The 25,959-nt window shown below is 73.1% G+C and carries 18 protein-coding genes and 1 pseudogene; 8 read left to right on the top strand and 11 right to left on the bottom strand.

Translation table 11 applies throughout. The annotated features are described in order from the left end of the window. Positions 1 to 1,294: 1,294 nt before the first annotated feature. Positions 1,295 to 2,374, bottom strand: a complete 1,080-nt coding sequence (locus J2Z33_RS09575) for a glycosyltransferase family 2 protein (RefSeq protein WP_209840263.1) — start codon at positions 2,372 to 2,374, stop codon at positions 1,295 to 1,297. Positions 2,375 to 2,956: 582 nt separating this feature from the next. On the opposite strand from J2Z33_RS09575, the gene J2Z33_RS09580 reads away from it, so the two are divergent. After that, positions 2,957 to 3,928 carry a hypothetical protein gene (locus J2Z33_RS09580; protein ID WP_209840265.1) on the top strand — a complete coding sequence of 324 codons (972 nt, stop codon included), beginning with the start codon at positions 2,957 to 2,959 and terminating at the stop codon, positions 3,926 to 3,928. Here J2Z33_RS09580 and J2Z33_RS09585 read toward each other — a convergent pair. Genes J2Z33_RS09585 through J2Z33_RS09600 form a run of 4 tightly spaced genes read right to left on the bottom strand, consistent with a single transcriptional unit; the run spans position 3,925 to position 10,727 of the window. Then, positions 3,925 to 6,000, bottom strand: a complete 2,076-nt coding sequence (locus J2Z33_RS09585; RefSeq protein WP_209840267.1) for a hypothetical protein — start codon at positions 5,998 to 6,000, stop codon at positions 3,925 to 3,927. The genes J2Z33_RS09580 and J2Z33_RS09585 overlap by 4 nt on opposite strands. A gap of 25 nt (positions 6,001 to 6,025) precedes the next feature. Continuing rightward, entirely contained in the window at positions 6,026 to 8,851 is a 2,826-nt protein-coding gene (locus tag J2Z33_RS09590; RefSeq protein ID WP_209840269.1) for a DUF4159 domain-containing protein, read from the bottom strand. Continuing rightward, positions 8,851 to 9,729 (bottom strand): DUF58 domain-containing protein, encoded by an 879-nt coding sequence (locus J2Z33_RS09595; RefSeq protein WP_342454157.1) that lies wholly within the window; start codon positions 9,727 to 9,729, stop codon positions 8,851 to 8,853. The genes J2Z33_RS09590 and J2Z33_RS09595 overlap by 1 nt, the downstream gene beginning before the upstream one ends. Next, on the bottom strand, positions 9,726 to 10,727 hold the full coding sequence (locus J2Z33_RS09600) for an AAA family ATPase (protein WP_209840271.1): 1,002 nt from the start codon (positions 10,725 to 10,727) through the stop codon (positions 9,726 to 9,728). The genes J2Z33_RS09595 and J2Z33_RS09600 overlap by 4 nt, the downstream gene beginning before the upstream one ends. A 57-nt stretch (positions 10,728 to 10,784) precedes the next feature. On the opposite strand from J2Z33_RS09600, the gene J2Z33_RS09605 reads away from it, so the two are divergent. Together J2Z33_RS09605 and J2Z33_RS09610 are read left to right on the top strand one after the other, a co-directional pair. Then, positions 10,785 to 11,447 (top strand): DUF1285 domain-containing protein, encoded by a 663-nt coding sequence (locus tag J2Z33_RS09605; protein ID WP_209840273.1) that lies wholly within the window; start codon positions 10,785 to 10,787, stop codon positions 11,445 to 11,447. Between the two features lie 236 nt (positions 11,448 to 11,683). Further along, entirely contained in the window at positions 11,684 to 12,436 is a 753-nt protein-coding gene (locus J2Z33_RS09610; RefSeq protein ID WP_209840275.1) for a hydroxypyruvate isomerase family protein, read from the top strand. A 106-nt stretch (positions 12,437 to 12,542) separates the two neighbouring features. Here J2Z33_RS09610 and J2Z33_RS09615 read toward each other — a convergent pair whose 3' ends face one another. From J2Z33_RS09615 to J2Z33_RS09625, 3 genes are all read right to left on the bottom strand, one after another. After that, a complete protein-coding gene (locus J2Z33_RS09615) occupies positions 12,543 to 13,820 on the bottom strand; it encodes a hemolysin family protein (RefSeq protein WP_209840278.1) in 1,278 nt (425 codons plus the stop codon). A 156-nt stretch (positions 13,821 to 13,976) separates the two neighbouring features. Next, complete coding sequence (locus J2Z33_RS09620) at positions 13,977 to 15,155, bottom strand: MFS transporter (protein ID WP_209840280.1); 1,179 nt, start codon at positions 15,153 to 15,155, stop codon at positions 13,977 to 13,979. A gap of 959 nt (positions 15,156 to 16,114) precedes the next feature. Further along, positions 16,115 to 17,593: an NAD-dependent succinate-semialdehyde dehydrogenase gene (locus tag J2Z33_RS09625; RefSeq protein WP_209840281.1), complete on the bottom strand. Its 1,479-nt coding sequence runs from the start codon at positions 17,591 to 17,593 to the stop codon at positions 16,115 to 16,117. Between the two features lie 81 nt (positions 17,594 to 17,674). On the opposite strand from J2Z33_RS09625, the pseudogene J2Z33_RS18700 reads away from it, so the two are divergent. From J2Z33_RS18700 to J2Z33_RS09635, 3 genes and pseudogenes are all read left to right on the top strand, one after another. After that, positions 17,675 to 18,172: pseudogene (locus tag J2Z33_RS18700) on the top strand (alpha/beta hydrolase fold domain-containing protein); the annotation flags it as partial. A gap of 450 nt (positions 18,173 to 18,622) precedes the next feature. Further along, the gene (locus tag J2Z33_RS18325) at positions 18,623 to 19,852 is read left to right on the top strand and encodes an aminopeptidase P family protein (RefSeq protein WP_245218751.1); all 1,230 of its coding nucleotides are present in this window, start codon (positions 18,623 to 18,625) and stop codon (positions 19,850 to 19,852) included. Between the two features lie 281 nt (positions 19,853 to 20,133). After that, positions 20,134 to 21,090, top strand: a complete 957-nt coding sequence (locus J2Z33_RS09635) for a L,D-transpeptidase (protein WP_209840285.1) — start codon at positions 20,134 to 20,136, stop codon at positions 21,088 to 21,090. Between the two features lie 2 nt (positions 21,091 to 21,092). On the opposite strand, the gene J2Z33_RS09640 is transcribed toward J2Z33_RS09635, so the two are convergent. Next, on the bottom strand, positions 21,093 to 21,440 hold the full coding sequence (locus tag J2Z33_RS09640) for a cupin domain-containing protein (protein ID WP_209840287.1): 348 nt from the start codon (positions 21,438 to 21,440) through the stop codon (positions 21,093 to 21,095). Positions 21,441 to 21,559: 119 nt separating this feature from the next. Here J2Z33_RS09640 and J2Z33_RS09645 point away from each other — a divergent pair, with 119 nt between their 5' ends. Next, complete coding sequence (locus tag J2Z33_RS09645) at positions 21,560 to 21,823, top strand: hypothetical protein (protein ID WP_209840288.1); 264 nt, start codon at positions 21,560 to 21,562, stop codon at positions 21,821 to 21,823. Between the two features lie 13 nt (positions 21,824 to 21,836). Further along, on the top strand, positions 21,837 to 22,433 hold the full coding sequence (locus J2Z33_RS09650; protein ID WP_209840289.1) for a DUF1523 family protein: 597 nt from the start codon (positions 21,837 to 21,839) through the stop codon (positions 22,431 to 22,433). Between the two features lie 68 nt (positions 22,434 to 22,501). Here the strand turns inward: J2Z33_RS09650 and J2Z33_RS09655 are convergent, their stop codons facing one another. Both J2Z33_RS09655 and deoC read right to left on the bottom strand, forming a co-directional pair. After that, entirely contained in the window at positions 22,502 to 24,838 is a 2,337-nt protein-coding gene (locus J2Z33_RS09655) for an aldehyde dehydrogenase family protein (RefSeq protein WP_209840290.1), read from the bottom strand. A gap of 140 nt (positions 24,839 to 24,978) precedes the next feature. Continuing rightward, the gene (deoC, locus tag J2Z33_RS09660) at positions 24,979 to 25,956 is read right to left on the bottom strand and encodes a deoxyribose-phosphate aldolase (RefSeq protein ID WP_342454158.1); all 978 of its coding nucleotides are present in this window, start codon (positions 25,954 to 25,956) and stop codon (positions 24,979 to 24,981) included. Between the last annotated feature and the right edge of the window lie 3 nt (positions 25,957 to 25,959).

Consider the following 25,959-nt stretch of genomic DNA (forward strand, 5'->3'; position numbering starts at 1 on the left):
GGGCCCGCTCCGTCGCGGCCGAGACCCGTTCCCGTCCGCGACAGGCTCGTGCGGGCTCCTGCGATCCCGACCTTCCGGCCCGACCTTCCGGCCCGACCTTCCGGCCCGACCTTCCGGCCCGACCTTCCGGCCCGACCTTCCGGCCCGACCTTCCGGACGGACCTCCCGGCCGGGCCGGGAGCGGGCGACCCATGTCGGATGAATCGGCCATCCCGCATCATGTCGAGCGTCAGCTGCCCATGATGGGGAGGCAGGGAGCCGATGAAGAGCACGGGCTCGTCCACGACCGGCAGATCGTCCGGTATCGCCATCTCCCTGGGGCAGTTCCGACCGACATCGGTGACGATGCTCTGTCGCTTGGACTCCGGAAGGAAGCTCCGTGGAGGCGCGTAGATGGGCAGCGTCGGCCCCATGCGGAGGCCGGTCCTGTCCTGGAGCGGGTCGAGGGCCGGAACGGCCACAAGGTCATCGAAGGTCGAGACGTCCGGCCCTCCAGCAGCGAGGAGGTCCGCGCCGTCTGGTCCGGAGTGAAGTCGTGGAACTGGGCGGATGGTTTCATCTCGACGGACCTTGTTGCGTCACGGCCGCGGCGCCGGACCTTCGCTGATGAGCCACCATGCCCACGGGGCATCCCCGGCTTGCCGTCCCGACCCGGATCGGGCTTGCGCCGTCCGGCAGGGCCGGTCTGAACCCCAGCCGGACGGGTGAGTCAGGTGGACAGGCCTCGCCGGCGTTCCGACGGGCCGGGCCGAGGCCTCGCCGCGCCCCCCCGTCCCGCGCCCCGCAAGGGCCTGTCCCCCGGCTCGCCGGTGGCGACGACGGCCCTAGCCCTCACCGTGCTGCTGGCCTCGGGGTGCGTGGCGGGCTCGGGATCACCCCGAGCGGGGTCCACGCGACGAAGGACGTCCGGGTGTCGCCGCTGTCGCCGGTTTGGCGCTCCTGCTGCTGTCGTCGTTGCGGGTGGGGAAGCCTTGGGCGCGAGAGGAGTGACGGAAGGGGCTTGGACCCCGATCCGTCCTTAAAGGTGGGGACCAGGCTCGCGGTGATGCGGGAGCCGCAAGCCCCATCGCGTCGCCCGCGACCGGCCCATGGCTTGCCGGTCCTCTCGGTGGGCAACGCGGTCGAGCGCTCCTCGGTCCGGGGCGGCGGGAGCAGGGGACGGGACAGGCGTCCTACCCGTCCCCTGCTCCTGCAGGCCCGCGAGGCCGGCTTGGGCGCGCGGGCCGACCTACCCGGAGCCCGCAACGCCCACGGAACCCTTCCCGGCTCGCCGCGACCCCAAGAACGCCGGTCGCTACGACGTGAGGATAGCCTTCCGCGGTTCCTCGGCCCGCTGCGCTGTCGGCTCGCAGGCGGCGCGAAGGCTCAGGTAGGTCGCATCCAGGGTCGCCGGAGCCGCGTCGAGGAGCCTGTCCAGAAGCCTCGCCGCGGCCTTGGCGCCCGCCAGGCGCTCCCTCTCGAAGGGCGACGCCGCGCCGAGCGAGTATTGCATGATCTTGAACCGGGCGTGGCGCTTGATGCTGCCGCGCAGCCTGTCGTCCACGAAGCCCGTCCGGCACGCGATGTAGGCGCGGTTCAGCACGTGCATCATGCCGAACTGGTGCCCGTTGGTCCGACGCTCGGGCGACTTGTGGTGGTAGATGGGGGCCGTGTGCGCCGTCACGAGGGCGAGGCCGCCGCCCAGCACGCCGAGGCAGGCGTCCGCGTCCTCGAGGAGGGCGTAGCGGCCCAGGAACTCGTTGAAGCGCACCTTGCGGATCGCCTCGGTCCGGAAGGACATCCGATAGCCGGTGATGAACTCCACGCGCGTCACCTGCTGGTCGGCCAGCCACGGCTCCGCCGCCGGGAGACGGCGCATCATCTGGTGGGCGATGAGCTTGATGGGGTCGGGGAACAGCCACTCCTCGGCGCGGAGCCGCTGGGAGGCCACGCGCGCCTTGAGCCGGTCCGACCGGCGCATGGCATAGGGCGCCTGCGCGCTCAGGACGCCTTCGGGGGCGCGGGCCACGCCATGGCCGCCGACGCCGCCGATCCGGCCGTCCGCGTCCCGGTCATAGACCTGCATCAGCGCGTCCATCGTGCCCGGATGGACGAGGCTGTCGTCGTCCGGGAAGAAGGTCACGTCGCTGTCCACCTGCGCGAGGCCGATGTTGCGCTGGAGCGAGCTGCCGGCCGGAGCGACGATGTGCCGGAGCGCGACCCGGGTCGTCGGGCGGAGCCGCGCCATCAGGTCCTGGTTCGGGGTGGGATCGTCGGAGCTGTCGACCACGAGGATCTGTTCGGGAAGGCGCGACTGGGCCAATTGCAGCGGCAGCGAAAGCGCCAGGGCCGCCGCGCGATTGCGCGTCGCCACGACGGTCGAATAGGTGGTCATGACTCCAGTTACCTCGTTATGCGTTTAAGGACTCCGTGCCGAGCGCGTCTCCCCACGGCACCGCCGCCTCCATCGGGCTCAGCAGTTCGGGGGTTCGTTCGAGGACGGATCGACGCCGCCGGATGTGTGCTTCAGCCAGGAAGCTTTCTCTAAGATTCAAAGAACTCCGCGTGACGCGATCCGAAGTGGCTGAATACGGCTACTTGCCTCGATGACATCGACGATATCCGGCGAACCCGCCTGCACGGCGGCGGAAACATGGCAAATTCAAGGATTGTCCGCTTGGCTTCGCCGCGACCCGGATGGGCCCCGTGATCGCCCGGTGGGGTCGCGGGCCGGGTCGGCGCGGCGGCTTCGGCGTCGCGTGGCGGAGCGAGGGCGCCTCGTCCCTGATCCGCGGCACGCCACGTCCACCCCACGCGCCAGCACCCCGCCGCGCCGGGCCTCCGCATCCCTCCTTACGCTACGTCACTTCGCCAGTTCCCGCTAGGTTCCCGACCCGAACGGGCGCAGGCTTCCCACGCGACGCGATCCCATCCCAGACCCCGCTGGCCCTTCCCTCTGGCTCGGAGACCCGACGCCATGAAGCCCCTCGCCCTTCCCCTCCTCGCCGCCGCCCTGCTGCCCACCGCCTCGGGCGCGGCCACCATCAGCCGCATCCTCGCCGACCTCACGGCCTCGGGCCGGTTCACCAGCGGCTCGGGCTTCCCCGACGCGAACGACTTCGACTCCGCCACCGTCCTCGTGAACGGCCTCCAGTCGGTCGAGGCCCTCGCGCCCGCCGCGCTGCCCTTCCCGGGGGTGCCCAACAGCGTCGGCACCGGCTTCGCCTCGGCGGCGGGCGACGCGCTCGGCAACTTCGGCGTCGGCGTCAACACCTTCTCCTTCACCGGCGCCGATCCGGCGTTCCAGGCCTTCGCCTTCGGCAGCTACACCGAGACGATCCTCAACGACACGCCCGACACCATCACCCTGGGCACCAGCTTCTTCATCCCCGCGCCCGAGATCCGCTTCGCCGGCCAGATCGGGGACTTCCTGCCCCCCGGCGCCGAGGCGCGCGACATCACCGCCGAGGTGTCGGCGCGCATCTTCACCTCGCTCACCCGCGCCGACGGCTCCCTTCAGGACGACCTGGTGTTCGACTACGGCATGATCGTCGGACGCGACCCTGCCACGGGCGAGCTCGGCACCGTCACCCTGTCCCCCGACGCCGAGGGGCTGGAGATTGAGGAAGGGGTCTTTTCCACGTCCTTCCGCTTCACGCTGGACGAACAGGACGTGGTGCTCCCCTCGGTCGCGACGCTCGCGCCGGGGGACTCCGTGACCATCGACTTCCAGTATTTCGCCGAAGGCAGCAACGGCTTCGGCGAGACGGGCTACGTCGCCGCCATCGGCGACCCCTTCGCCCTGTCCTCCAGCGGCCGCTTCCTGATCGAGCAGACGGACGGGCTCACGCCCCCGCCGACCCCCGCGCCGGTTCCGCTCCCCGCCAGCCTGCCGCTCCTGGCCCTGGCGCTCGCCGGGCTGGGCCTCGCGGCGCGACGGCGGGCCTAGCGCCGCCCCTCCCGCACCCAGGCCGCCACCACCAGCAGCGCCGACAGCAGCAGGAAGGCCCAGGCCGGCAGCAGCGCCGCCACCCGGATGTCGGCCGTCGCGTAGGCCTCGCGCGGGGTGATCCCGATCCAGCCGCGCCCCACGGCCGGACGCCCCGCCCGCACCTCGCGCAGGTCCGGCAACCCGTCCTCGATCCGCAGCACGCCACCGTTCGTGGGCTCGACCATAGGGGCCAGCACGTCGCCCGTCGCGATGGTCTCCTCGAACTCGCGCGGCGCGGACGGCCCCAGCGCGATCACCGCCTCCTCCGTCCCGTCCGTCAGGCGATGAAGCCCGATCTCCGGCGCCTCCCACAGCAGCTCCCACCGCCCCGGCGAGATCGGCTCCAACTCCACCACCGTCTCCGTCCCGTCCGGGCCGGTGATGGTGACGGGCGCCACCTCCTCGCCCAGCGTCCGCCGGATGATCCGCATGGTCTGGCCCGAAGGCTCGACCCACAGGGCCTCCTCCTCCAGCTCCGGCTCCTTCATCAGCCAGTGCGCCAGCCGCCGCAGCAACTCCAGTTGCGGCCCGCCGCCCTCGTAGCCCCGATCCCAGAGCCAGCTCTGGTCCGTCGCCAGCAGCGCCGCCCGCCCCTCGCCCACCCGGTCGAGCAGCAGCAGCGGCCGCCCCTCCGGCCCCTCCATGACCGTCTCGGCCTCGGGCGCGGGCACCACGTCGATCTGCCGGAACCAGCGGCCCCAGCCGGGGGTGCCGTCCTCGGCCACGGCGCGCGGCCCCAGGTCCTCCAGCCCTTCCGTCACCGGATGCCGCTGCCCGACCTCGCTCAGCCGCGGCACGAAGCCTTCCTCGATCAGCCGCGCCGTCGGCGCGCCCGGCAGCACCTCGCCCAAGGGCGAGCGATACACCGACTCCGCGCTCGCGTATTCCGGCCCGCCCGCCACCAGCACCGCCCCGCCCGCCCGCACGTAGTCGGCGACGTTCCGCAGGTATTCGTTGGGCAGGATGCCCTGCCGCCGGTAGCGGTCGAAGATCACCAGGTCGAAATCCGTCAGCTTCTCGACGAACAGCTCGTAGGTCGGGAAGGCGATCAGCGACAGCTCCTCGACCGGCACGCCGTCCTGCTTCTCGGGCGGCCTCAGAATCGTGAAGTGCACCAGATCGACGCTCGCATCCGACTTCAGCAGGTTGCGCCACGTCCGCTCGCCCGCGTGGGGCTCCCCGGACACCAGCAGCACCCGCAGCCGGTCCCGCACGCCGTTGATCTGCACCACGGCGGCGTTGTTGCGCCCCGTCAGCTCCCCCTCCGCCTCGGGCGTCGCGAACTGGAGCACGTTCATCCCCCCGTGCGGCAGCACCAGCGGCAGCTCCATGTCCTCGTTCACCGGCACGTCGAAGCGCATGGCCGCGCCGCCATCGACCGCGATCGTCAGCGGCACCGTCGCGGCCTCGGGCGCGGCCCCCTGGTCCTCCACCCGGACCGTCAACGTCAATTCCTCGTCGAGGATGCCGAAGGCCGGCGCGTTCCGCACCACCAGCCGCCGGTCCCAGTCGCCTTCGCGCCCCGTCAGCAGCACGTTCATCGGCGCGGGCAGCGCCGGCGCGGCGGCGAGGTCGTGCACCCGCCCATCGGTCACCAGCACCACGCCCGCGATCCGCCCCGCCGGCTCCTCGGCCAGCGCCTCGGCCAGCGCGCCCAGCACGAGGCTCCCGCCGTCCCCCTCGGCGTCGCCGACCCGCGCCACCCGCAGCTCGGTGTCGGGCCGCGCCGCGACCTCCGCCTCCAGCCGCGCCAGCGCCGCCTCGGCCTGCGCGCCCCGGTCGCCGAGGCGCTGCGAGGCGCTCTCGTCCACCACCGCCACCACGATGTCGGACAGGGGCTCGCGCTCCTCCTCCTGCAGGGACGGGTTCAGCAGCGCCGCCAGCAGAGCCAGCCCGGCCAGCCCCCGCAGCCACCACCCCGCCAGCCCCCGCCACGCGGCCAGCGCCACGGCCAGCAGTACCAGCGCCACGGCCGCCCAGACGAGGGGCCACGCCAGCAGGGGGTCGAGGATGATCCGGTCGGCGGTCAAGGCATTGTCCTATCCAAGGGGGGCGTCACTGCCCCAGCCGCTCCAGCAGCGCCGGAACGTGCACCTGATCGGACTTGTAGTTGCCCGTCAGCACCATCATCACGAGGTTCACCCCGAACCGCAGCGCGAACTCGCGCTGCTGCTCCCCGGCCATGCCGCGCCCGACGGGGAGCATCGGCGCCCCCACCTCGTCCACCGCCCAGGCCGCCGCCCAGTCGTTCCCGCCGATCACCACCGGCGTCACCCCGTCGTTGAGGTCGCGGAACGGCATCCCCTCGGCGGCCGCCGCGTCGGGGGGCGAGGCCTCGACCCAGATCTCCGGGTCGTTGAAGCGCCCCGGAAACTCGCGCAGCAGGTAGAAGGTCCGCGTCAGCACGTGGTCCGGCGGCACCGGCTCCAGCGACGGGATGTCGAGCCCCCGCGCGATGGCCTGCAACCGCTCCCCCTCGGGCGTGGCGGTGCCAAAGCCCCCCAGATCCGCGTCCCGCGTGTCGAACAGGATCATCCCGCCGGTCGCGAGGTAGCGGTTGAGCTTCTCGTAGGCCGCCCGCGACGGCATCGCCATGTCGGCGGTGACGGGCCAGTAAAGCAGCGGAAAGAACGCCAGCTCGTCTGTCTCCAGGTCCACGCCCAGCGGCTCCGCCGGCTCCACCGCCGTCCGCGCCCAGAGCGTGTTCGACAGCCCCCGCAGCCCCGCCGCCGCCATCTCGTCCACCCGCGCGTCGCCCGTCCGCACGTGCGCCAGCGTCACCCGCTCCGTCGCCGCGAGGGCAAAGCCCTCGGCCTCAGGATCGGGCTCGGGCGGGGCAGGGGCCTCGACCACCGGCGCGGGCGCGTCCTGCGCCTCCGCCCCGCCCGGCATCCCGCCCAGCATCGCCACCAGCGCCAGCCCCGCCACCGCCCCGGCGCGCGGGCCCCGCAGCCGCCCCGACAGCATCAGCGACGCCACCACGTCCACCAGCAGCAGCCCCAGCGCGAAGGCCAGCAGCGCCCCCTTCAGCGGCAGCTCCCGCGCCATCTCCAGCCCCTGCACCGCCACCGACCCCGGCCACGCCGCAGGCCCCAACGTCGTGTCCGCCGCCACCGCGTTCACCGCGATGCGCCGGTCCTCGCCGGCATACAGCCCCGGCCGCAGGTCCGGCCCCGGCCGCCCCTCGGCCAGCCGCTCGCCCGGCACGCCCGGCTGCGTGTCCAGCGGCGTCAGCTCCCCATAGGCATCCAGCGCCGCCTCCGGCACCCAGACCGTCCCCGCCAGCTCCGCCGCCTCGGGCGGGGCGGCGCGCGACGACACCGCCAGCCGCTCCAGCATCGACACGAACAGCCCCGACAGCGGCAGCGACGACCACTCGGCGTTGGCGGTCACGTGGAACAGCACGACCTGACCCTCCCCCAGCGCCTTGCGCGTCACCAGCGGCGTGCCGTCCTGCAACTGCGCGACCACCCGCTCCGCGAGCGTCGGGTCCGGCTGCGCCACCACCTGCGCGTTCACCACCACGTCCTCCGGGATCGACAGCCCGAAGAACGGCGACTCCTCCGCGAACGGGGCCAGCGCCTTCGGCTCCCCCCAGCTCATCGCGCCGCCCACGGCCCGGCCCCCCGCGCGCAGCCGCACCGGCAACAGCGGGTCCTCCGCCGTCCGCGCGAGGTCCGACGCCGCGACCCGAGGCCCCGCGAAGCGCAGCAGCAGCCCGCCCGCCTCGACCCAGTCCGTCAGCGCCTCGGCCTCGCCCTCCGGCACCTGCGCCACGTCGGCCATCGCGATCACGTCCGGGTTCGCCAGGATCACGTCGCCCAAGGGCGCCTCGACCAGATCGGCGTTCGGCGCCAGCGCCTCGCGCAAGTAATGCAGCGGATCGAGCAGCTCCAACTGCTCCCGCTCCGACCCGCCTGCGACCAGCCCGACCTCACGCCGCCGCAACCCGTCATCGGTCAGCGCCACCGCCGCCGCCGACCGCACGCCCGTCAGCTCGAAGCGCGTCACCCGGTTCCGCAGCTCGGATGGCAGGTTCACCGCCACCTCGGCCTCCGCCGCGCCCGCCTCGAAGACCAGCGTGGCGCTCGCCAACTGCCGCTCCGTCCCCGCCGGATCGAGGCCGATGGCCGCCACCGGCACCTCCGCCGCCGGCCCCATCGGCGTCCGCACCGCCGACAGCACGATGGCCCCGTCCTCGAAGGTCGGCGGCCTCAAGGCCACGACCTGACGCGGGGCCTGCACCACCGTCACCGCGCCCTTGTCCTCCAGCACCCGCAGCAGCGCCGCGCGCCCCTCGCGCGCCAGCCCGTCCGACAGCCACACCGTATCGAAGCCGCCCTCGACCGCGCCCAGCGCCTCGGCCCACCCGGCATCCGCCACGGCGTCCGGCAGCCACGGCTCGGGCCGCAGGTTCGGCAGCTCCCGCGCGGCCGCCTCGGCGTCCCCGAAGACCGGAGCCCCCGCCACAGCCGTCAGCGCCACGACCGCCGCCACCCGCCCGTCGCGCTGCGCCTCGCCCAGAAGCGCCTCGGCCCGGTCCATCCGCGCCGGCCAGTCCCGCGCATCCGCCCAGGTCCCGTCCATCACCACCAGCAACGGCCCGTCGCCCCCCCGCTCCGCCTGCGGGTTCAGCACCGGCCCGGCGAATCCCAGGATCACCGCCGCCACCGCGACCATCCGCAGCAGCATCAGCCACCACGGCGTGCGATCCGCCTGCGCCTCGCGGTCCTCCAGCCCCAGCAGCAGCGCCACGCCGGGGAACCGCCGCCGGATCGGCGCGGGCGGCACGGCGCGCAGGATCAGCCACAGCACCGGCAGCGCCACCAGCGCCACCAGCAGCCAGGGCGCGGTGAACCCCAGGGGACCCAGCACCCACATCAGGCCCGACGCTCCAGCGCCGCATGAAGCCACAGCAGCGCCCGCGACGCCGCCTCGTCCGTGTGGTGCGTCGCGAACATCCAGCCCGTCGCCCGCGCGAGGCTGCGCAGCCGGTCCTTCCGCGCCGCCAGCCGGTCGAGGTAGCGCGACCGCAGCTCGCCCGCCTTCAGCGTCTCGTGCCGCATCGTCCCGCCCATGCTCTCAAAGATCGTCCGCCCCTCGAAGGGAAAGGCCTCCTCCTGCGGATCGAGCACCTGCAACAAGGCTCCCTTGATCCCCCGGTCGGCCGCCTCCGCCACCGCCCGCTCGACGCCCACGGCGTCGCCCAGGAAGTCCGACACGAACAGCGCCCGCGACCGGGGCGGCATCCCGCCCGTATCGGGCGCCACATACTCCCCCGCCTCGTCCGCGCCCAGCGCCGCCGCCAGCCGGTCCAGCATCGCGGCCCCCCGGCGCGGCGGCAGCCCGTCGCCGCCGCCCAGGCCCACCCGCTCGCCGCCCCGCACCAGCAGGATCGCGGCGGCCAGCGCGATCACCCGCGCCCGATGCCCCTTGGCCGGCAGGTTGGGCCCCGACGCGAACCCCATCGCCCGCCCCCGGTCCACCCAGACCATGACCGTCTGCGCCGTCTGCCATTCCTTATCCTGCACGAAGGCCGCGTCCGCGCGCCCCGACCGACGCCAGTCGATCAGCCGCGAATCGTCCCCCGCCTGCGCGGGCCGGTACTGCCAGAAGTCCGCGCCCATCCCCGCGCGCCGCCGCCCGTGCTCGCCCAGCACCACCGTCGCCGCCAGATGCTGCGCCTCGGCCAGCATCGCCGGCAGGGGCCCCGCCTGAGTCTCGGCTTCGGCCCTCAGCCGGGCGGGAGCCTCGCTCACGCCGCCGCCTCGACGCGCGTCACCTGCGCCGCGACCCGCCCGATCAGGTCGGTCAGCCGCGCCCCCTGCGCCCGCGCGGCAAAGGTCAGCGCCATCCGATGCTCCAGCACCGGCACCGCCAGCCGCGCCACGTCCTCCGGCGACGGAGCGAGCCGCCCGGTCAGCAGCGCCTCGGCCCGCACCGCCAGCATCAGCGCCTGCGCCGCGCGCGGCCCCGGCCCCCAGGCCACCTGCTCGTTGACATGGGCGGGCGCGTCCGCCCCCGGACGGCAGGCCCGCACGAGGTCGAGGATCATCTCCACGATGGCCTCGCCCACCGGCATCCGCCGCAGCAGCGCCTGCGCGTCCAGCAGCTCCCCGCCCGAGAACACCGGCACCGCCGCCGCCTCCTCCGCCCCCGTGGTGGCCAGCAGGATGTCCCGCTCGGTCGCCCGCGTCGGATAGGGCACGTCGATCTGCACGAGGAAGCGGTCGAGCTGCGCCTCGGGCAGCGGATAGGTCCCCTCCTGCTCGATGGGGTTCTGCGTCGCCAGCACGTGGAACGGCAGGCCCAAGGGGCGGTGCTGGCCGGCGATCGTCACCTCCCGCTCCTGCATCGCCTGCAGCAGCGCCGACTGCGTCCTGGGCGAGGCCCGGTTGATCTCGTCCGCCATGAGAAGCTGGCAGAAGATCGGCCCCGGAATGAACCGGAACCCCCGCGTCCCGTCGGCCGCCGTCTCCAGCACCTCGGACCCGAGGATATCCGCCGGCATCAGGTCCGGCGTGAACTGGATGCGCCCGCCCTTCAGCCCCATGACGGTGGCCAGCGTGTCCACCAGCCGCGTCTTGCCCAGCCCCGGCAGCCCCACCAGCAGCGCGTGCCCCCCGCACAGCAGCGCCGTCAGCGTCAGGTCCACGACCCGCTCCTGCCCGATGAAGCGCCGCGCGATGGACGAGCGGGCCTCGGCGAGGCGGGCCTCCAGGCTCTCGATCCGCCCCACCAGATCCGCGTCGCCCATGACAAGTCCCCTCGCTGCCCCTAGCTTCCGTGTCTAGTGGTAGAGCGGGGCCCCCGGATGGGAAAGACAAACAAGAGTGAGACCGGCGCCCCCGCGCCTCCCCCCGCCGCGAGCGCCCCGCCCGCCGGGACCGGCCCCGCCGCGCCCACCGACACCGGGACCGGCCCCGCCGAGACCCTCCTCGCCGCCGCGCAAGCTGCGACCCGCAGGGGCCCGCCCCCCGTCCACCTCTGGAACCCGCCCCATTGCGGCGACATCGACATGCGGATCGCCCGCGACGGGACGTGGTTCTACGGGGGCACCCCCATCGGCCGCCCGGCGATGGTCCGCCTGTTCTCCTCCATCCTCCGCCGCGACCCCGAGGGCTACGTCCTGGTGACGCCGGTCGAGAAGGTCGGCATCACCGTGGACGACGCCCCCTTCGTCGCCGTGGACGTGGACGCCCGCGACGGCGCCCTCACCTTCCGCACCAACGTCGACGAGGAGGTGACCGCCGGCCCCGCCCATCCCCTCCGCCTCCGGCACGACCCCGCGACGGGCGAGCCCCGCCCCTACCTCCTCGTCCGCGCCAACCTCGAAGCCCTGATCGACCGCAAGACCTTCCACCGCCTCGCGGACCTCGGCGAGACCCGCCCCCACGAGGGCGCCGACTGGTTCGGCGTCACCTCGCAGGACACCTTCTTCCCCCTCATCCCCGCCGCCGATCTGCCCGACGCCTGACCCGGCCCCCTGCCTCTCAACTTGGCTCAAATACGCAAGCGCCCTCTCCCCCCGCGCCCCGGCTCCCGATCAGGCCCCCGATCCAGCCCCCGCAGGGCGGGGTTCCGCCCGCCCCGCGACGCCCGTCCCTTGCGCGCCGGCCCCCGGCGTCGGGCGCTCCCCTCGCCTCCCCGAAGGCCCTTGCTCCCCCACGCTGATCGGCCCAAATGCCCCCGCCTCACGCCCGGACCGCTTCCATGCCCCGCTTCTGCGCCAACCTGACCTTCCTGTTCCCTGAGCTCCCCTTCCTCGACCGCTTCGCCGCCGCCCGCGCGGCCGGGTTCGAGGCCGTCGAGGTCCTCTTCCCCTACGACCTCCCGGCCCCGCAGATCCTCGACCGGCTCGACCGCACCGGCCTCCGCCTCGCGCTCATCAACGGCCCGCCGCCGAACTACGCCGACGGCCCGCGCGGCTTCGCCGCCGTGCCCGAGACGCGCGACCGCTTCCGCGCCGACTTCCGCCGCGCCGCCCGCTACGCCGCCACGCTGGGGGCCGAGCGCCTCCACCTCATGGCCGGCGTCGCCGAGGGACCCGAGGCCCGCGCCACCTACGTCGAGAACCTCGCCTGGGCCGCGGCCGCCGCCCCCTCGCTCCCCCTCACCATCGAGCCCATCAACCCCCACGACATGCCGGGCTACTTCCTCCAGGACTTCGCCCTCGCCGCCGAGGTCATCGCCGAGGTCGGCGCCCCCAACCTCCGCCTCCAGTTCGACGCCTACCACGCCCACCGCATCACCGGCGACGTGCTGGCCACCTGGGCCGCCGTCGCCCCCCTCGTGACCCACGTCCAGGTCGCCGGCCATCCCGGCCGCCACGAGCCCGACACGGGCGAGATCGACCTCCGGTCCTTCCTCGCCCGCCTCGACGCCGACGGCTACCGGGGCTGGGTCAGCGCCGAATACCACCCGCGCGGCGCGACGCTGGACGGGCTGGGCTGGATGCGAGCCTGACAGGCCGCGCCCGGCCCCGCCGTCGCGCTGTGCGTATTTGGGGCCAAGTTGAAAGGGCGCGAGAAGGCCCCGGCAGGGGGCGCGGCCCTCCCCGCCAGGGCCCCGCTCACGCCGCCCGGCTCACCAGCAGCTTGTCGATCCGCCGCCCGTCGAGGTCCATGACCTCGAACCGCCACCCCTCGGCCTCCACGGCATCCCCGAGCTGCGGCAGCCGGTGGAGCTGGTTCAGCACCAGCCCCGCCACCGTCTCGTAGTCCCCGGCCAGATCGCGCGGCAGGCCCAGCCGCTCGCAGAACTCGTCCGCCGCCATCCAGCCCGACACCAGCAGGCTCCCGTCCTCGCGCTCGTGCATGGCGGGCTCCTCCACCGCCGTCTCGCGGAAGGCGCCGGTGATCGCCTCCAGGATGTCGCCCGTGGTGACGATCCCCTGGAAGCCGCCGTATTCGTCGTAGACCAGCCCCATGTGGTTGCGCGACTTCCGCAGCGCGTCGATCACGTCCAGCGCGTCCGCGCTCTCGAAGATCACCGGCACCTCGCGCATGAGCCGCCGCAGGTCCGGCGGCTCGCCCCGCGACAGCGCCGCGAAGGCGTCCACGACATACAGCACCCCCAGCACCTCGTCGGTCTCGGGGTCCTGGACCGGCAGGCGCGGGCGGCCCGACCGGCGGATCGCCTCCAGCGTCGCCTCGGGGCTCGCGTCCACCCGCAGCATCTCCACGTCCCGGCGCGGCGTCATCAGCCCGCGCGCCGTCCGGTCCGCGAGCCGCATGACCCCCGACAGCATCTCGCGCTCGCCGGGCTCGATCACCCCCTCCTGGTGCGCCTCGGTCAGGATGCCGCGCACCTCCTCCTCGGTGACGCCCGACCGCTCCTCGCCGCCCTGGCCCAGCAGGTGCAGCACCCCCCGCCCCGAGGCGTCCAGCACCCAGACCACCGGCGCGGCCACGCGGCTCACCACCGCCATGACCGGGGCCACGCGCCGCGCCACGCCCTCGGGGTTCTTCAGCGCGATCTGCTTGGGCACCAGCTCGCCGCCGATCAGCGACAGGTAGGCCAGCAGCACGACGACGCCCCCCACGCCCAGCGTCTGCGCCCAGTCCGGGTCCACGCCCCGCGCCGCCAGGACCCCCGCCAGCCGCACGCCCAGCGTCGCCCCCGACACCGCGCCCGACAGCACGCCGACCAGGGTGATGCCGATCTGCACCGTGGACAGGAACCGCCCCGGATCGGCGGCGAGGTCCAGCACCGTCTGCGCCGCCCGGTCGCCGCTGTCGGCCAGCGCCCGCAGCCGCGCCGGCCGGGCCGACACGATCGCCAGCTCCGACAGCGCCAGCGCCCCGTTGAGCAGGATCAGCACGACGACGATCAGGATTTCCGTCAGCACGGCGGGCAATCCGCGAGGCAGTCCGGGGCGGGGTCCGGCGGGCAGGGAGGGCGGGGCAGCGGGGGCCTCAAGGGGTGGCGCCCGGCCAGTCGCCGCCGGACGCCCGGAACCTATGGCCCCCCGCCCCCGGCGGCAAGCGCCAAGGCGCGCGCCGGCTCACGGCCCCTGCAACCGCCGCGACGCCCAGATCGCCCCCGCCCCCAGCGCCGCGAACCCCGCCGTCCCCCAATGCGCCCCCGCGCCCCAGTCCCCCATCAGCCAGCCGAAGCCCGCCATCGCCGCCACCGACATCCCCTGCTGGAGCACGACGAAGAACCCCTGCGCCTCGGCCGCGATGTCCTCGGAGGTCCAGTTGGCGATGAACTGCACGCAGGCCAGGAACCCCATCGCGTAGGTCACCCCATGCAGCGCCTGCAACGCCCACAGCACCGGCAGCCCCGGCTCCAGCGCCATCGCCGCCCAGCGCGCCACCGTCACCCCCGCCGAGGCCAGCATCAGCGTCCGCGCCCGGAACCGCCCGAACAGCCGCCGGTAGCCCAGCAGCACGGCCGTCTCCGCCGCCGCCCCCACCCCGATCAGCAGCCCGATCGTCCCCAGCCCGATCCCCTGCGCCTGCCACAGGAGGCCCTGGAAGGCGTTGAGGACCGTGTGGCTCCCATAGATCGCCGCCCAGCCCACCAGCGGCAGCAGGAACCAGGGCCGCATCACCTCGCGCAGCGACCGCGCGCCCGGCGTCGTCGCCCCCGCCGCCCCGCCCGCCACCCCGCCTTCCGGCGCCCGGAACCGCGGCAGCCCCAGCGCCGCCAGCGCCCGCAGGAGCCCCAGCCCCACCAGCAGCGGCACGTAGGCCCCGCCGCCCAGCCGCTCCAGCCCCCAGCCCGCCCCGGCCAGCACCCCAAGGTAGCCGATGGTCCCCCAGGCCCGCAGCGCCCCGAAGGCCGAGCCGCGCCGCGCCGTCATCCGCACGGCGGCGGCGTCGATCACCGGCACCACGGCGCCGTGCGGCACGGTCGCCAGCGTCCAGACCAGCAGGATGCCCCAGAACCCGTCCACGGCCAGGAACCCCAGCGCCGCGGCGGCCGCCAGCCACGAGGCCCCGACGATCACCCCCCGCCAGTCCGCCGCCCGGTCCGCGACCCGCCCGACCCCCTGGTTGAGCAGCAGCATCAGCAGCAGCGGCAGCGCGTTGACGACGCCGATCTCCTCCGGCCCGAGCCCCTTCCCGGCCATCCACACGCCCGAATAGACGGCGCTCAGCGCCGGCCCCATGAAGAGGGTGGAATAGAACAGCGCCGTGCGCGCCTCGGGCGACAACTCGCGCGGCGGGAAGGTCATGGGGTGGGGGTCTCGTCCGGGGCTTGCGACCGCCCTCCGATACATCCCCCCGCCCCCCGATCCCAGCCCCGAATCGCCGCGCCGCCCGCGCCTGCACAGGGTGGGCTTCCACCCCGCCCCCGCCCCCTCAACCCGGCCCAGACACGCGGCGACGCCCCCACCCGCGCCCCGGCCGCCGGCTCGCCACCCCGCAGGGCGGGCTTCGGCCCGCCACCCACCCTCCCCGAATCACCCAAAGGGGGCGTTGCGCGAACCGCCCCCCGACCGTTCGTTGCTCTCGGAAACGGTTAACCTTTCACGGGCATCCTGTCCGCGACGCCACCCGAACGCCCACGCCCGACTCAGGAAACCCGAATCAGGAAGCCCCATCCGACAAGCCCGACCCAGGAAGCCCGACCCAGGAAGCCCGACCCAAGAAGAAGGAGAAACCGCCCATGAACCCCGAGACCCTGCTCCGCGACCCGCTGCGCCTGCCCTACGACCGCCGCCAGCCGCTCAACCGGCTCCACGCCGCCCTGTCCGCGCCCGGCCCCGGCCCGCTCGGGGCGCGGGCGCTGGCCCTGCGCGCCTTCCGGGCCGCGCTGGCGCTCGCCGCCTCGCCCGGCTCCGACGAGGCCGTGGCCAAGGGCGCCGCGCAGGAGCTCAGGCACTACGACAGCGCCCTGCTCTCGCTCGACTGGGACCTGTCCGAGCCCGCGCCCTTCCGCCTGCCCGCCTGGCACCGCCGCGCCGTCCTCGACGCCTCCCTCCCGCCCGAGTTCTGGCGCGCGCCCCCCGCCCCGCCCCCCGCCCCGCCCCCCGAGCGACCCGAATCCGCGCGCCTGGCCCCGTCCGAATCCGCCCCCGCAGGGTGCGCTTCGGCGCACCACGCCGCCCGCCCGGCCCCTGGCCCTTCTTTGGCTCCAAATATCCTGGGGAGTGAAGGCCCGCAGGGCCGAGAGGGGCAAAGCCCCTCTCCGTCAGACCTGCGTGCAGACGTATTTCATCTCCAGGTAGTCCTCGATCCCGTGGCGCGACCCCTCGCGCCCGAGGCCCGACTGCTTGACGCCCCCGAAGGGTGCGACCTCGGTGCTGATGATCCCGGTGTTCACCCCGACCATCCCGTATTCCAGCGCCTCCTGGACGCGGATCACCCGGCTCAGGTCGCGCGCGTAGAAGTAGCAGGCCAGCCCGAAGATGGTGTCGTTGGCCTGCTCGATCACGTCCGCCTCGTCGGCGAACCGGAACAGCGGCGCGAAGGGGCCGAAGGTCTCCTCGCGGGCGACCTTCATCTCCCGCGTCGCCCCGGTGACGATGGTCGGCGCGAAGAACTGCTCGCCCAGCGGATCGCCGTGCCCGCCGGTCAGGACCTTGGCCCCCTTGGCGACCGCGTCCTCCAGATGCTCGCGCACCTTGGCGACGGCCTTGGGCTCGATCAGCGGCCCGAGGTCCGTCCCGGCCTCCAGCCCGTCGCCGACCTTCATGCGCCCGACCGCCTCGGCCAGCTTCGTGGCAAAGGCGTCATAGACCCCCGCCTGCACGTAGATGCGGTTCGCGCAGACGCAGGTCTGCCCGTTGTTGCGGAACTTGCTGACGATGGCCCCCTGAACGGCCGCATCGAGGTCCGCGTCGTCGAAGACGATGAACGGCGCGTTCCCCCCCAGCTCCATGGAGCACTTCATCACCTGATCCGCCGCCTGCCGCAGCAGGATGCGCCCGACCTCGGTCGATCCGGTGAAGGTGAGCTTCCTGACCTTGGAGTTCTCGCAGAACTCCTTCCCCGCGCCCGAGGCATCCATGGTGGTGACGACGCTGAACACGCCGGCGGGCACCCCCGCCTCCTCGGCCAGCTTCGCCATGGCCAGCGCCGAGAGCGGCGTCTGCGACGCGGGCCGCGAGACGAAGGCGCAGCCCGCCGCCAGAGCCGGCGCGACCTTCCGCGCGATCATGGCGTTCGGAAAGTTCCAGGGCGTGATCCCCGCCGCCACCCCGATGGGTTGCTTCAGCACGGTGATGCGCTTGTCCGGCATATGCCCCGGAATGGTCTCGCCATAGACGCGCTTGGCCTCCTCGCCGAACCACTCGACATAGGCGGCCCCATAGGCGACCTCGCCCCGGCTCTCGGCCAGCGGCTTGCCCTGCTCGGCGGTCATCAGCACCGCGAGGTCCTCCTGATGCTCCATCATCAGGTCGTGCCAGCGGCGCAGCACGCGGGCCCGCTCCTTCCCCGTCCGCGCGGCCCAGGCCTTCTGGCTCGCATGGGCGGCGTCGATGGCGCGGGCGATCTCGGCCCGGCCCAGGTCCGGCACGCGGGCGATCACGTCGCCCCGCGCGGGGTTGGTCACGTCGAAGGTCCGGCCCCCCTCGGCCTCGATCCACTCCCCGCCGACAAGGGCGCGCTCGATCAGCAGGTCGGGCCGCTTGAGCATCGAGGCGAGGTGCGTGGTGTGGTCGAGCATGATGGCCTCCGTTACGATGGGCCCCAGACAACACGCCGGGCGGCCTCCGTCCAGCCTCAACGCGACAGGACGGAGCCCGGAATGGACCTCTCCGACGCCTACGCCAACGCCGCCCACATCCCGGACGGCGACGCATTCCCCGCGCGCTGGGAGCAGGAGGCCGCCGCCTTCCGCGCCGCCCACGCGCCGGACACGATCCGCACCGGCGAAGGCGACCGCGACTGGCTGCACCTCTACCGCCCCCCCGGCGAGCCGCACGGCCTCGCCGCGATCGTGCATGGGGGCTACTGGATGGCCTGCTCGCCCAACGACTTCTCCCACCTCGCGGCCGGGGCGCGCGCGCGCGGCTGGGCCGTCGCGATGCCCGCCTATCCGCTCTGCCCCGAGGCAGGCATCGGCCAGATCGTGCAGGCGGTCGCCCGAGCCGTGGACGTGGCGGCGAACCTGATCCCCGGCCTCATCGCGCTGACCGGCCATTCCGCCGGCGGCCAGATCGTCGCGCGCCTCCTCTGCCCCGACGTGCCGCTCGCCTGCCGCGCCCGCCTCGCCCGAGCCGTCCCGATCTCGCCCCTCTCCGACCTCCTTCCTCTCCGCCACACGGCCATGAACGCCACCCTCCGCCTTTCCATCCCCGAGGCGGTGGCCGAGAGCCCCCTGTTCCACCCCCGCCCCGCCGTCCCCGTGACGGTCTGGGTCGGCGAGTCCGAGCGCCCCGCCTTCCGCGACCAGTCCCTCTGGCTGTCCCGCGCCTGGGACGCCCCCCTTACGGTCGAGCCCGGCCGCCACCACTTCGACGTGATCGCCGGCCTGTCCGACCCCGGCCACCCCCTGACCCGCGCCGTCGTGGGCGTCACGGCGCTTGCGCCGCAGGCCGACCCCTGCCAATCTCCCGCCCGAGCTTGCGGCGATGGCGTCGCCGCAGGGGCCATGCCCCATCGCTCGCGGGATGCGTCCCGCCCCGTCCTGTACGCCGGGACCTTTCGGGGTCTCGCGGCGACAGGCCCGGACCCCCGGATAGGGTCTGAACCGATGAACGCGCCGATCAACTCCGAGACGAACGCCCGCCCCGCCACCTACCGCTTCCACCAGGGCGACCGCGTGCTGCCCTTCGCCGCCGCCGAATACGAGGCGCGGCTGGCGGGCCTCCGCGCCCTCATGGCCGAGGCCGGGGTCGAGGTCGCGCTCCTCACCTCGATGCACGGGATCGCCTACTACTCGGGCTTCCTCTACTGCTCCTTCGGGCGGCCCTACGGCCTCGTGGTGACGCCGACCGAATCCGTCACGATTAGCGCCGGCATCGACGCGGCCCAGCCCTGGCGGCGCTGCCACGGCGACAATCTTACGTATACGGACTGGGCGCGCGACAACTTCTGGCGCGCGGTGGCGCAGGTCGGCGGCACCGGCAAGGCCGTGGGCATCGAGGGCGACCACCTGACGCTCCTGCAAAGCCAGAAGCTCCAGGCCTTCCTCTCCCCCTCGCGGACCGAGGACATCGCCCCCGCCGCCATGCGCCAGCGGATGCACAAGTCCCCCGCCGAGATCGAGCTGATCCGCGCCGGGGCCAACGTCGCCGACGTGGGCGGCTACGCCATCCGCGAGGCCGTCCGCGCCGGCGCGCGCGAGATCGACGTGGCCATCGCGGGCCGCGACGCGATGGAGCTGGAGATCGCCCGCCGCTTCCCCGACGCCGAGTATCGGGACACCTGGGTCTGGTTCCAGTCCGGCATCAACACCGACGGCGCCCACAACCCCGTCACGGCGCGCGAGCTTCAGGTCGGCGACATCCTGAGCCTCAACTGCTTCCCGATGATCTCGGGCTACTACACCGCCCTTGAACGGACGATGTTCGTGCGCGAGGTGGACCCGGCCTCGCTGGCGATCTGGGAGGCCAACGTCGCCGCCCACGAGTATGGCATGAGCCTCCTCAAGCCCGGCGCGTCCTGCGCCGAGGTCACGCACAGGATCAACGCCTTCCTGGATGAGCGGGGCCTCCTGCAATACCGGACCTTCGGCTACGGCCATTCCTTCGGCGTGCTGTCGCACTACTACGGCCGCGAGGCCGGGCTGGAGCTGCGCGAGGACATCGACACCGTGCTCGAACCCGGCATGGTCATCTCCATGGAGCCGATGCTGACGATCCCCGAGGGCCAGCCCGGCGCCGGCGGCTACCGCGAGCACGACATCCTCGTCATCACCGAGGACGGGGCCGAGGACATCACGCATTACCCCTACGGGCCCCAGTTCAACGTGGTGGGCTGATCCCGCGCCGCCGCCCCCGGTCCGGTCGCAAGCCGGACGGGGGCCAAGGGGCGTCAAGGGGAGGTGAGCGTCGGACGGAGCGGTGAAAGGACCTCGCGACGCGATCCTGGCCCCGCGACACCCTGGCCGGGCAGTCGGGATGCGCACGACCGTGCACGGAAAGCCGCCAATCGCCGTGCCCGTGCCGAGTTGTCCACAACTCCCGGGCGGTCCATGGATTGAAGGATCGTTCCGACCTGCTACCGTGATTCGGTGCCCGTCTGCCAAAGGTGATCCCCCGGATGATTGTCGTCCCGTTCGGTGCCCGCATCGCGTTTCGCGCGCTCGGCCTCTGCGCCGCCCTGAGCCTCGCCGCCTGCGCCGAGCCTCCTCCGCCGCCCGAGCCCGAAGCGATGATCGACAACGTGCCCGTCTCGCGGATCGTGCCCGGCTACGGCCGGATCGAGGACGGAGAGTATGTCCTGCCGGTCGTCCCGCCCGACTACCTGGCCGGCGTCAACCGCCGCGCCGTGGTGGCCTACCGGGGCGAACAGCCGCCCGGCACCATCGAGGTCGATCCCCATGCCAAGTTCCTCTACTTGGTCGAGGGCGACGGCACCGCCATCCGCTATCCGATCGCCGTGGGCCGGGAAGGGGAAGGCATCCGCGGCAGCTTCACCGTCCGGCGCAAGGCCGAATGGCCGGGCTGGACGCCGACCGCCAACATGCTTCGCCGTGAGCCCGAGATCTATGGGCCGTTCCGCAACGGCGTTCCCGGTGGCCCGGAAAGCCCGCTGGGCGCCCGCGCGCTGTATCTTTACCGGGGCTCGGCGGACAGCTACTACCGCATCCACGGCACGAACGACCTGTCCTCGATCGGCAACTCGGGCAGCGCGGGCTGCATCCGGCTCTTCAACCAGGACGCCATCGACCTCTACGACCGCGTGGACGGGGGCGCCCGGGTCGTGATCCGGTCCTACGAGGACTCGGTCCGGATCGAGGGACCGCTCATGGCCGAGCGCGGGGTGCAGCTCCCGCCCTTCTACCGGGGCGAGGGCCAGCGCCCGCCGGTGCCGCAGGCCATGGTCCCCGAGGACTACTATGGCAACCCGGCGGCGCAGGCAGGCGTCGCCTACATCCCCGACGCGACCGATATCTACAGCGAGGACGGGACCATGCTTCGGCCGGCCGTGCTGCCAGAGGACGCGGCGGCCCCGATCCTGTCGAGCGCCGAGGCCCTGGCCCCCGCCCAGGGCTGAGGTCACTCCAGCACGACGTAATCCTTGAGCGTCGTTTCCAGCACCTCCCAGGTGCCACGGAAGCCGGGACGGATCACGAAGCTGTCGCCCGCCCGAACGATGCGGGCGGCGCCGCCGTCCTCGGTGACGACGGACAGGCCCTCGACGATGCGGCAGTATTCCCATTCGTCGTACTGGATGCGCCACTTGCCGGGCGTGGCCTGCCACATCCCGCAGTTCAGCGTCCCGCGCTCCTCGGCGTTCCAGGTGGTGAAGACGGGATCGCCCGCCACCACGCGGCCCGGCGGCGGCCGCGACACCACGGGCGCGGCGGCGTTGCGCGACAGGAAACGGAACAGGTCGTCGTTCATCCTAGCTCTCCCGGACGAGCCGATTCGGTGCGGGTTCCACGCCTCACCTAACACGGAAACGCGAGCGCGGGAGGGGATCGACATGACCGGGACTCCATGGACGGCGCGAGGAGGCTGAGATGGTCTTCCTGCGCGTCCTCGTGATGGTGGCCCTCGTGCTGACGGCGGTCGGGCTCCTCCTCGGGGCCTGGCTCCTGCGGCGCGAGCGCCGCCGCCTCCGCGAGGCGTGGGAGGCGGGGGATCATCTGGTGAAGCGGGAGACGGTCCTGCGGGAGGAGATGGCGGCCTACCGACGGCGGCTCTGGCGCTGGCTTCCCTGGCTGGTCGTCGCGCTGCCCATGGCGGGGCTGCTCGTCGTGCTCTATCTCCTCAATGTCTCGTGAGAAGGAAGAGCCGATGCGCGTCGTGAAATGGGTGTTCGGGCTGCTGGTCCTGGCTGTGGTGGGTCTGTTCCTCCACTACGTCCTGCCCAAGCACGAAGTGGTCTACGTCACCTCCACCGAGAACCGGATCGTGTCGCCGGACGAGGTGCGGGGGTTCCGGTCGTTCGGCGAGGCGACGGCCAATGCCCAGGGGCAGGTCGTCACGGACGTGTTCTTCATCAACACCACCAAGCGGAACGGGGCGCCGCTGGTGTTCCGCAACGAGGATACGGGCTTCGGCTTCCCGCCCTACTTCAAGTTCGACAGCGCCAACCTCCAGGCCGAGGCGCAGGACGCGGTGTCCACGCGCGACACGCCGCGGTGGGTGGTCGTGCGCTACTACGGCTGGCGCATCCCGTTCCTGTCGACCTTCCCCAACGCGACCTCCATGGAGCCGGCGGCGAGCGCGGATGTGCGCGTGATCCCCTGGTTCAACATCGTCCTCCTGATCCTGCTTCTCGCGGTGGTCTGGGCGATCTGGTCCCGCCTGCGCCGCTGGCAGCGCCGCCGGGCCGACCCGGTGGTGGCGGCGTGGCAGCCGGAGAGGGCGCGGCGCGGCTGGTTCCGGTGAGGGAGGGGGCTCTGCCTCCGTCGCGCGCCGCGCGACTCCGCCGGGATATCTGAAGCCGAAGAAGGCCGTCAGCCCTCGCCATAGGGGATCCAGATCGTCTTGACCTCGGTGGCGGCGTCGATGAAGGCGCGGTCGTCCGGCCGGGTCCAGTCGCGGGCGCGGGTCTCGGCCCAGGTGCGCTTGAGGTTGCCGGCCGATTTGGCCTCGATGGTGGCCGCGAGCGGCTGGGAGGAGAAGGACCACACCGCGTCGATGTCGAAGTGGGCGGCGAGGGTCGGGGCCAGCTCCTTGTGCGAACCCGTGAGGATGTTCACCACGCCGCCCGGCACGTCCGAGGTTTCGAGCACCTGCACGAAGTCCGTCGCGGCGAGGGGGTAGGGCTCGGAGGCGACGAGGACCGTCCGGTTGCCGAGCGCGATGGCGGGGGCCATGGCGGCGACGAGGCCCAGGAGCGGCGAGCGGTCGTCGCAGAGGATGCCGAGGGTGCCCACGGGCTCGCGCATGGCGAGGGCGACGCCCCGGATCGGCACGCCGGCGGCGCAGCCGCCCACCTTGTCGGCCCAGGCGGCCCAGCGGAACAGGGCTCGGATGGCGTGCTCCACCTCCTCGGCGCCGCCTGTGCCCGTCAGGGCGTCGATGCGGCGGGCGAACTCGGACGCGCGGGCGGAGAGGTTCTCGGCGAGATAGTAGAGGATCTGGGCGCGGGCGTGGCCTGTGGTGCGGCCCCAAGACCTCGCGGCATTAGCGGCCTCGACGGCGTTCCGCAGGTCCTTGCGGTTGGCGAGGCTCGCGTGACCCAGGAGCGCGCCGGTGGGGCTCCAGACCGCGCGGGAGTGGCCGCCGTCGGGGCGGGCCTGCTTGCCGCCGATGTAGAGCTTGTGGGTACGGTCGAGCGGGTCGGCGGGCTCGCCCTCGCCGGTGAAGGGGGCGACCGGTGCCAGCGGCTCGCCGGGCGCGCGGGCGGGGCGGGTGTAGGCGGTCAGGCCCTCCCATCCGCCTTCGCGGCCAAAGCCCGACTCGCGCACGCCGCCGAAGGGGGCGGCCGCGTCGAAGAGGTTGGTGCCGTTGACCCAGACCACCCCGGCCGCCAACCTGGGAGCGACATCAAGCGCGAGGTTCACGTTCTCGGTCCAGAGCGTCGCGGCGAGGCCGTAGCGGGTGTTGTTCGCCAGCTCCACCGCCTCGGCGGGGGTGCGAAAGGTGGTAGAGACGAGCACCGGGCCGAAAATCTCCTCCTGCATGAGCGGAGAGGCCGAGGACAGGCCGGTGATGAGCGTCGGCGGGTAGAAGCTGCCCGTCGCCGGGATGGGACAGGCGGCGACGTGGCGCTCGCCCTCGGTGTTGGCGTCCACCAGCTTCGTGATTGTCGCCAGTTGCACCGGGTCCACGATCGCGCCGATGTCGATGGCCTTGTCGAGCGGGTCGCCGATGCGGAGCCGGTCCATGCGGGCGCGGAGCTTGCGGTGGAAGGCGTCGGCCACCCCCTCTTGCACGAGGAGGCGGGAGCCGGCGCAGCAGACCTGGCCCTGGTTGAACCAGATGGCGTCCACCAGCCCCTCGACGGCCGAGTCGAGGTCGGCGTCGTCGAAGACGATGTAGGGGGACTTGCCGCCGAGTTCGAGCGTCAGGCTCTTGCCGGTGCCGGCGGTGGCCTCGCGGATCAGGCGGCCCACGGCGGTCGAGCCGGTGAAGGCGATCTTCTCCACGTCCGAGCGGACCACCATCTCGCCCACGGCCCCGTCGCCGGTGACGACGTTGACGACGCCCTTGGGGACCCCGGCCTGACGGCAGAGGTCGGCGAACAGCAGCGCGGTCAGCGAGGTGTACTCGGCGGGCTTGAGGACGACTGTGTTCCCCATGGCGAGCGCGGGTGCGACCTTCCAGGCCAGCATCAGGAGCGGGAAGTTCCAGGGGATCACCTGACCGCAGACGCCGAGAGGGGCGCGGTCGGGGAGCTGCGTCTCCATCAGCTCGGCGTGACCGGCGTGGTGGTAGAAGTGGCGGATCGCGAGGGGCACGTCGATGTCGCGGCTTTCCCGGATGGGCTTGCCGTTGTCGAGCGTCTCCAGCACCGCGAAAAGGCGCGACTGCTTTTGCAGGAGGCGGGCGATGGCGTAGAGGACGCGCGCCCGGCCGTGGCCGCCCAGCGACGCCCAGGGGGCTTGCGCGGCGCGGGCGGCGGCGACGGCGCGGTCCACGTCGGCTTGCGTGGCCTGCGTGACCTCGGCCAACGCCTCCCCGGTCGCCGGATTGCGGGTCGCGAAGGTCTCGCCGGGTTCCGTGAAGGCGCCGTCGACGAACAGGCCGAACCGGCCCCCGTGGGAGGCGATCCAGGCCAGGGCCTCGGTCGCGCTCTCGGGGGCGGGGCCGTAGTCCATGGTCTCGAAGATCTCCTTGATCGTCATCGGTGCGCGTCCTTTCCTGGGCCGTTCGGGCGGGGGTTCGTCTCGTGCGTCCGTTCTACCGGAAAGGGATGAACGGGATCCTAGGCCAACGAGCGTTGCGCGAACGGAAAATTAACGACTGCTTCGGAGAGCCCGGCGAATCAGGCCAAGGCGTGCCGCCAGGAGGCGGAATAGGCCCCGGTGACGTGGTGTTCGAGCTGGCGCTCGATGTCGCCGAGGAGCGAGGAAGCCCCGAAGCGCAGCAGGTCCGGGCGCAGCCAGCGGTCGCCCAGCTCGTCCTTCACGAGGGCGAGGTAGTTCAGCGCGTCCTTGGCCTTGCTGATGCCGCCGGCGGGCTTGTAGCCGACCCTGATGCCGGTCGCGTCGTGGTAGTCGCGGATGGCGCGCAGCATGGTCAGTGTCACGGGCAGGGTGGCGTTGACGCCTTCCTTGCCCGTGCTGGTCTTGATGAAGTCGGCCCCGCCCATCATGCAGACGAGGGAGGCGCGGGCGACGTTCCTCAGCGTGCCGAGTTCCCCGGTGGCGAGGATCGCCTTGACGTGGGCCACCCCGCAGGCCTCGCGCATCTGCCGCATCTCGTCGTAAAGGGCCTGCCAGTCGCCCGACAGCACGTGGCGGCGGGAGATGACGATGTCGATCTCCTGCGCGCCGGCGGCGACCGATTCACCGATCTCCGCGATGCGGAGAGGAAAGGGCGACAGGCCCGCCGGGAAGCCGGTGGAGACGGCGGCCACGGGGAGGCCCGAGCCGCGCAGGGCGGCGACGGCGGCGGGCACCATGTCGTGATACACGCAGACTGCGCCGACGGTGAGGCCCTGCATCCCCAGCTTGTCGAGGAGGTCCGGGCTCACCGGCTGCCTCGCCTTGGCGCAGAGGCGGCGGACGCGCCCCTCGGTGTCGTCGCCCGCCAGCGTCGTCAGGTCGATGAGCGAGACGGCGCGGCAGAGCCAGGCGGCCTGCCAGTCCTTCTTGACCGACCGGCGGCCGGGGAGGCTGGCCGCGCGACGCTCGATGGCCGAGGTGTTGGCCTGGACGCGGCGGACCCAGCCCATGTCGAGGGGGAGGCCGGGGTTGCGGGGTTCATGGGCGACGAGGGTCTGCGGTCTGTCGATCTGCACGGG

The organism is Rubellimicrobium aerolatum (assembly GCF_017872975.1).
Classification (GTDB): domain Bacteria; phylum Pseudomonadota; class Alphaproteobacteria; order Rhodobacterales; family Rhodobacteraceae; genus Rubellimicrobium; species Rubellimicrobium aerolatum.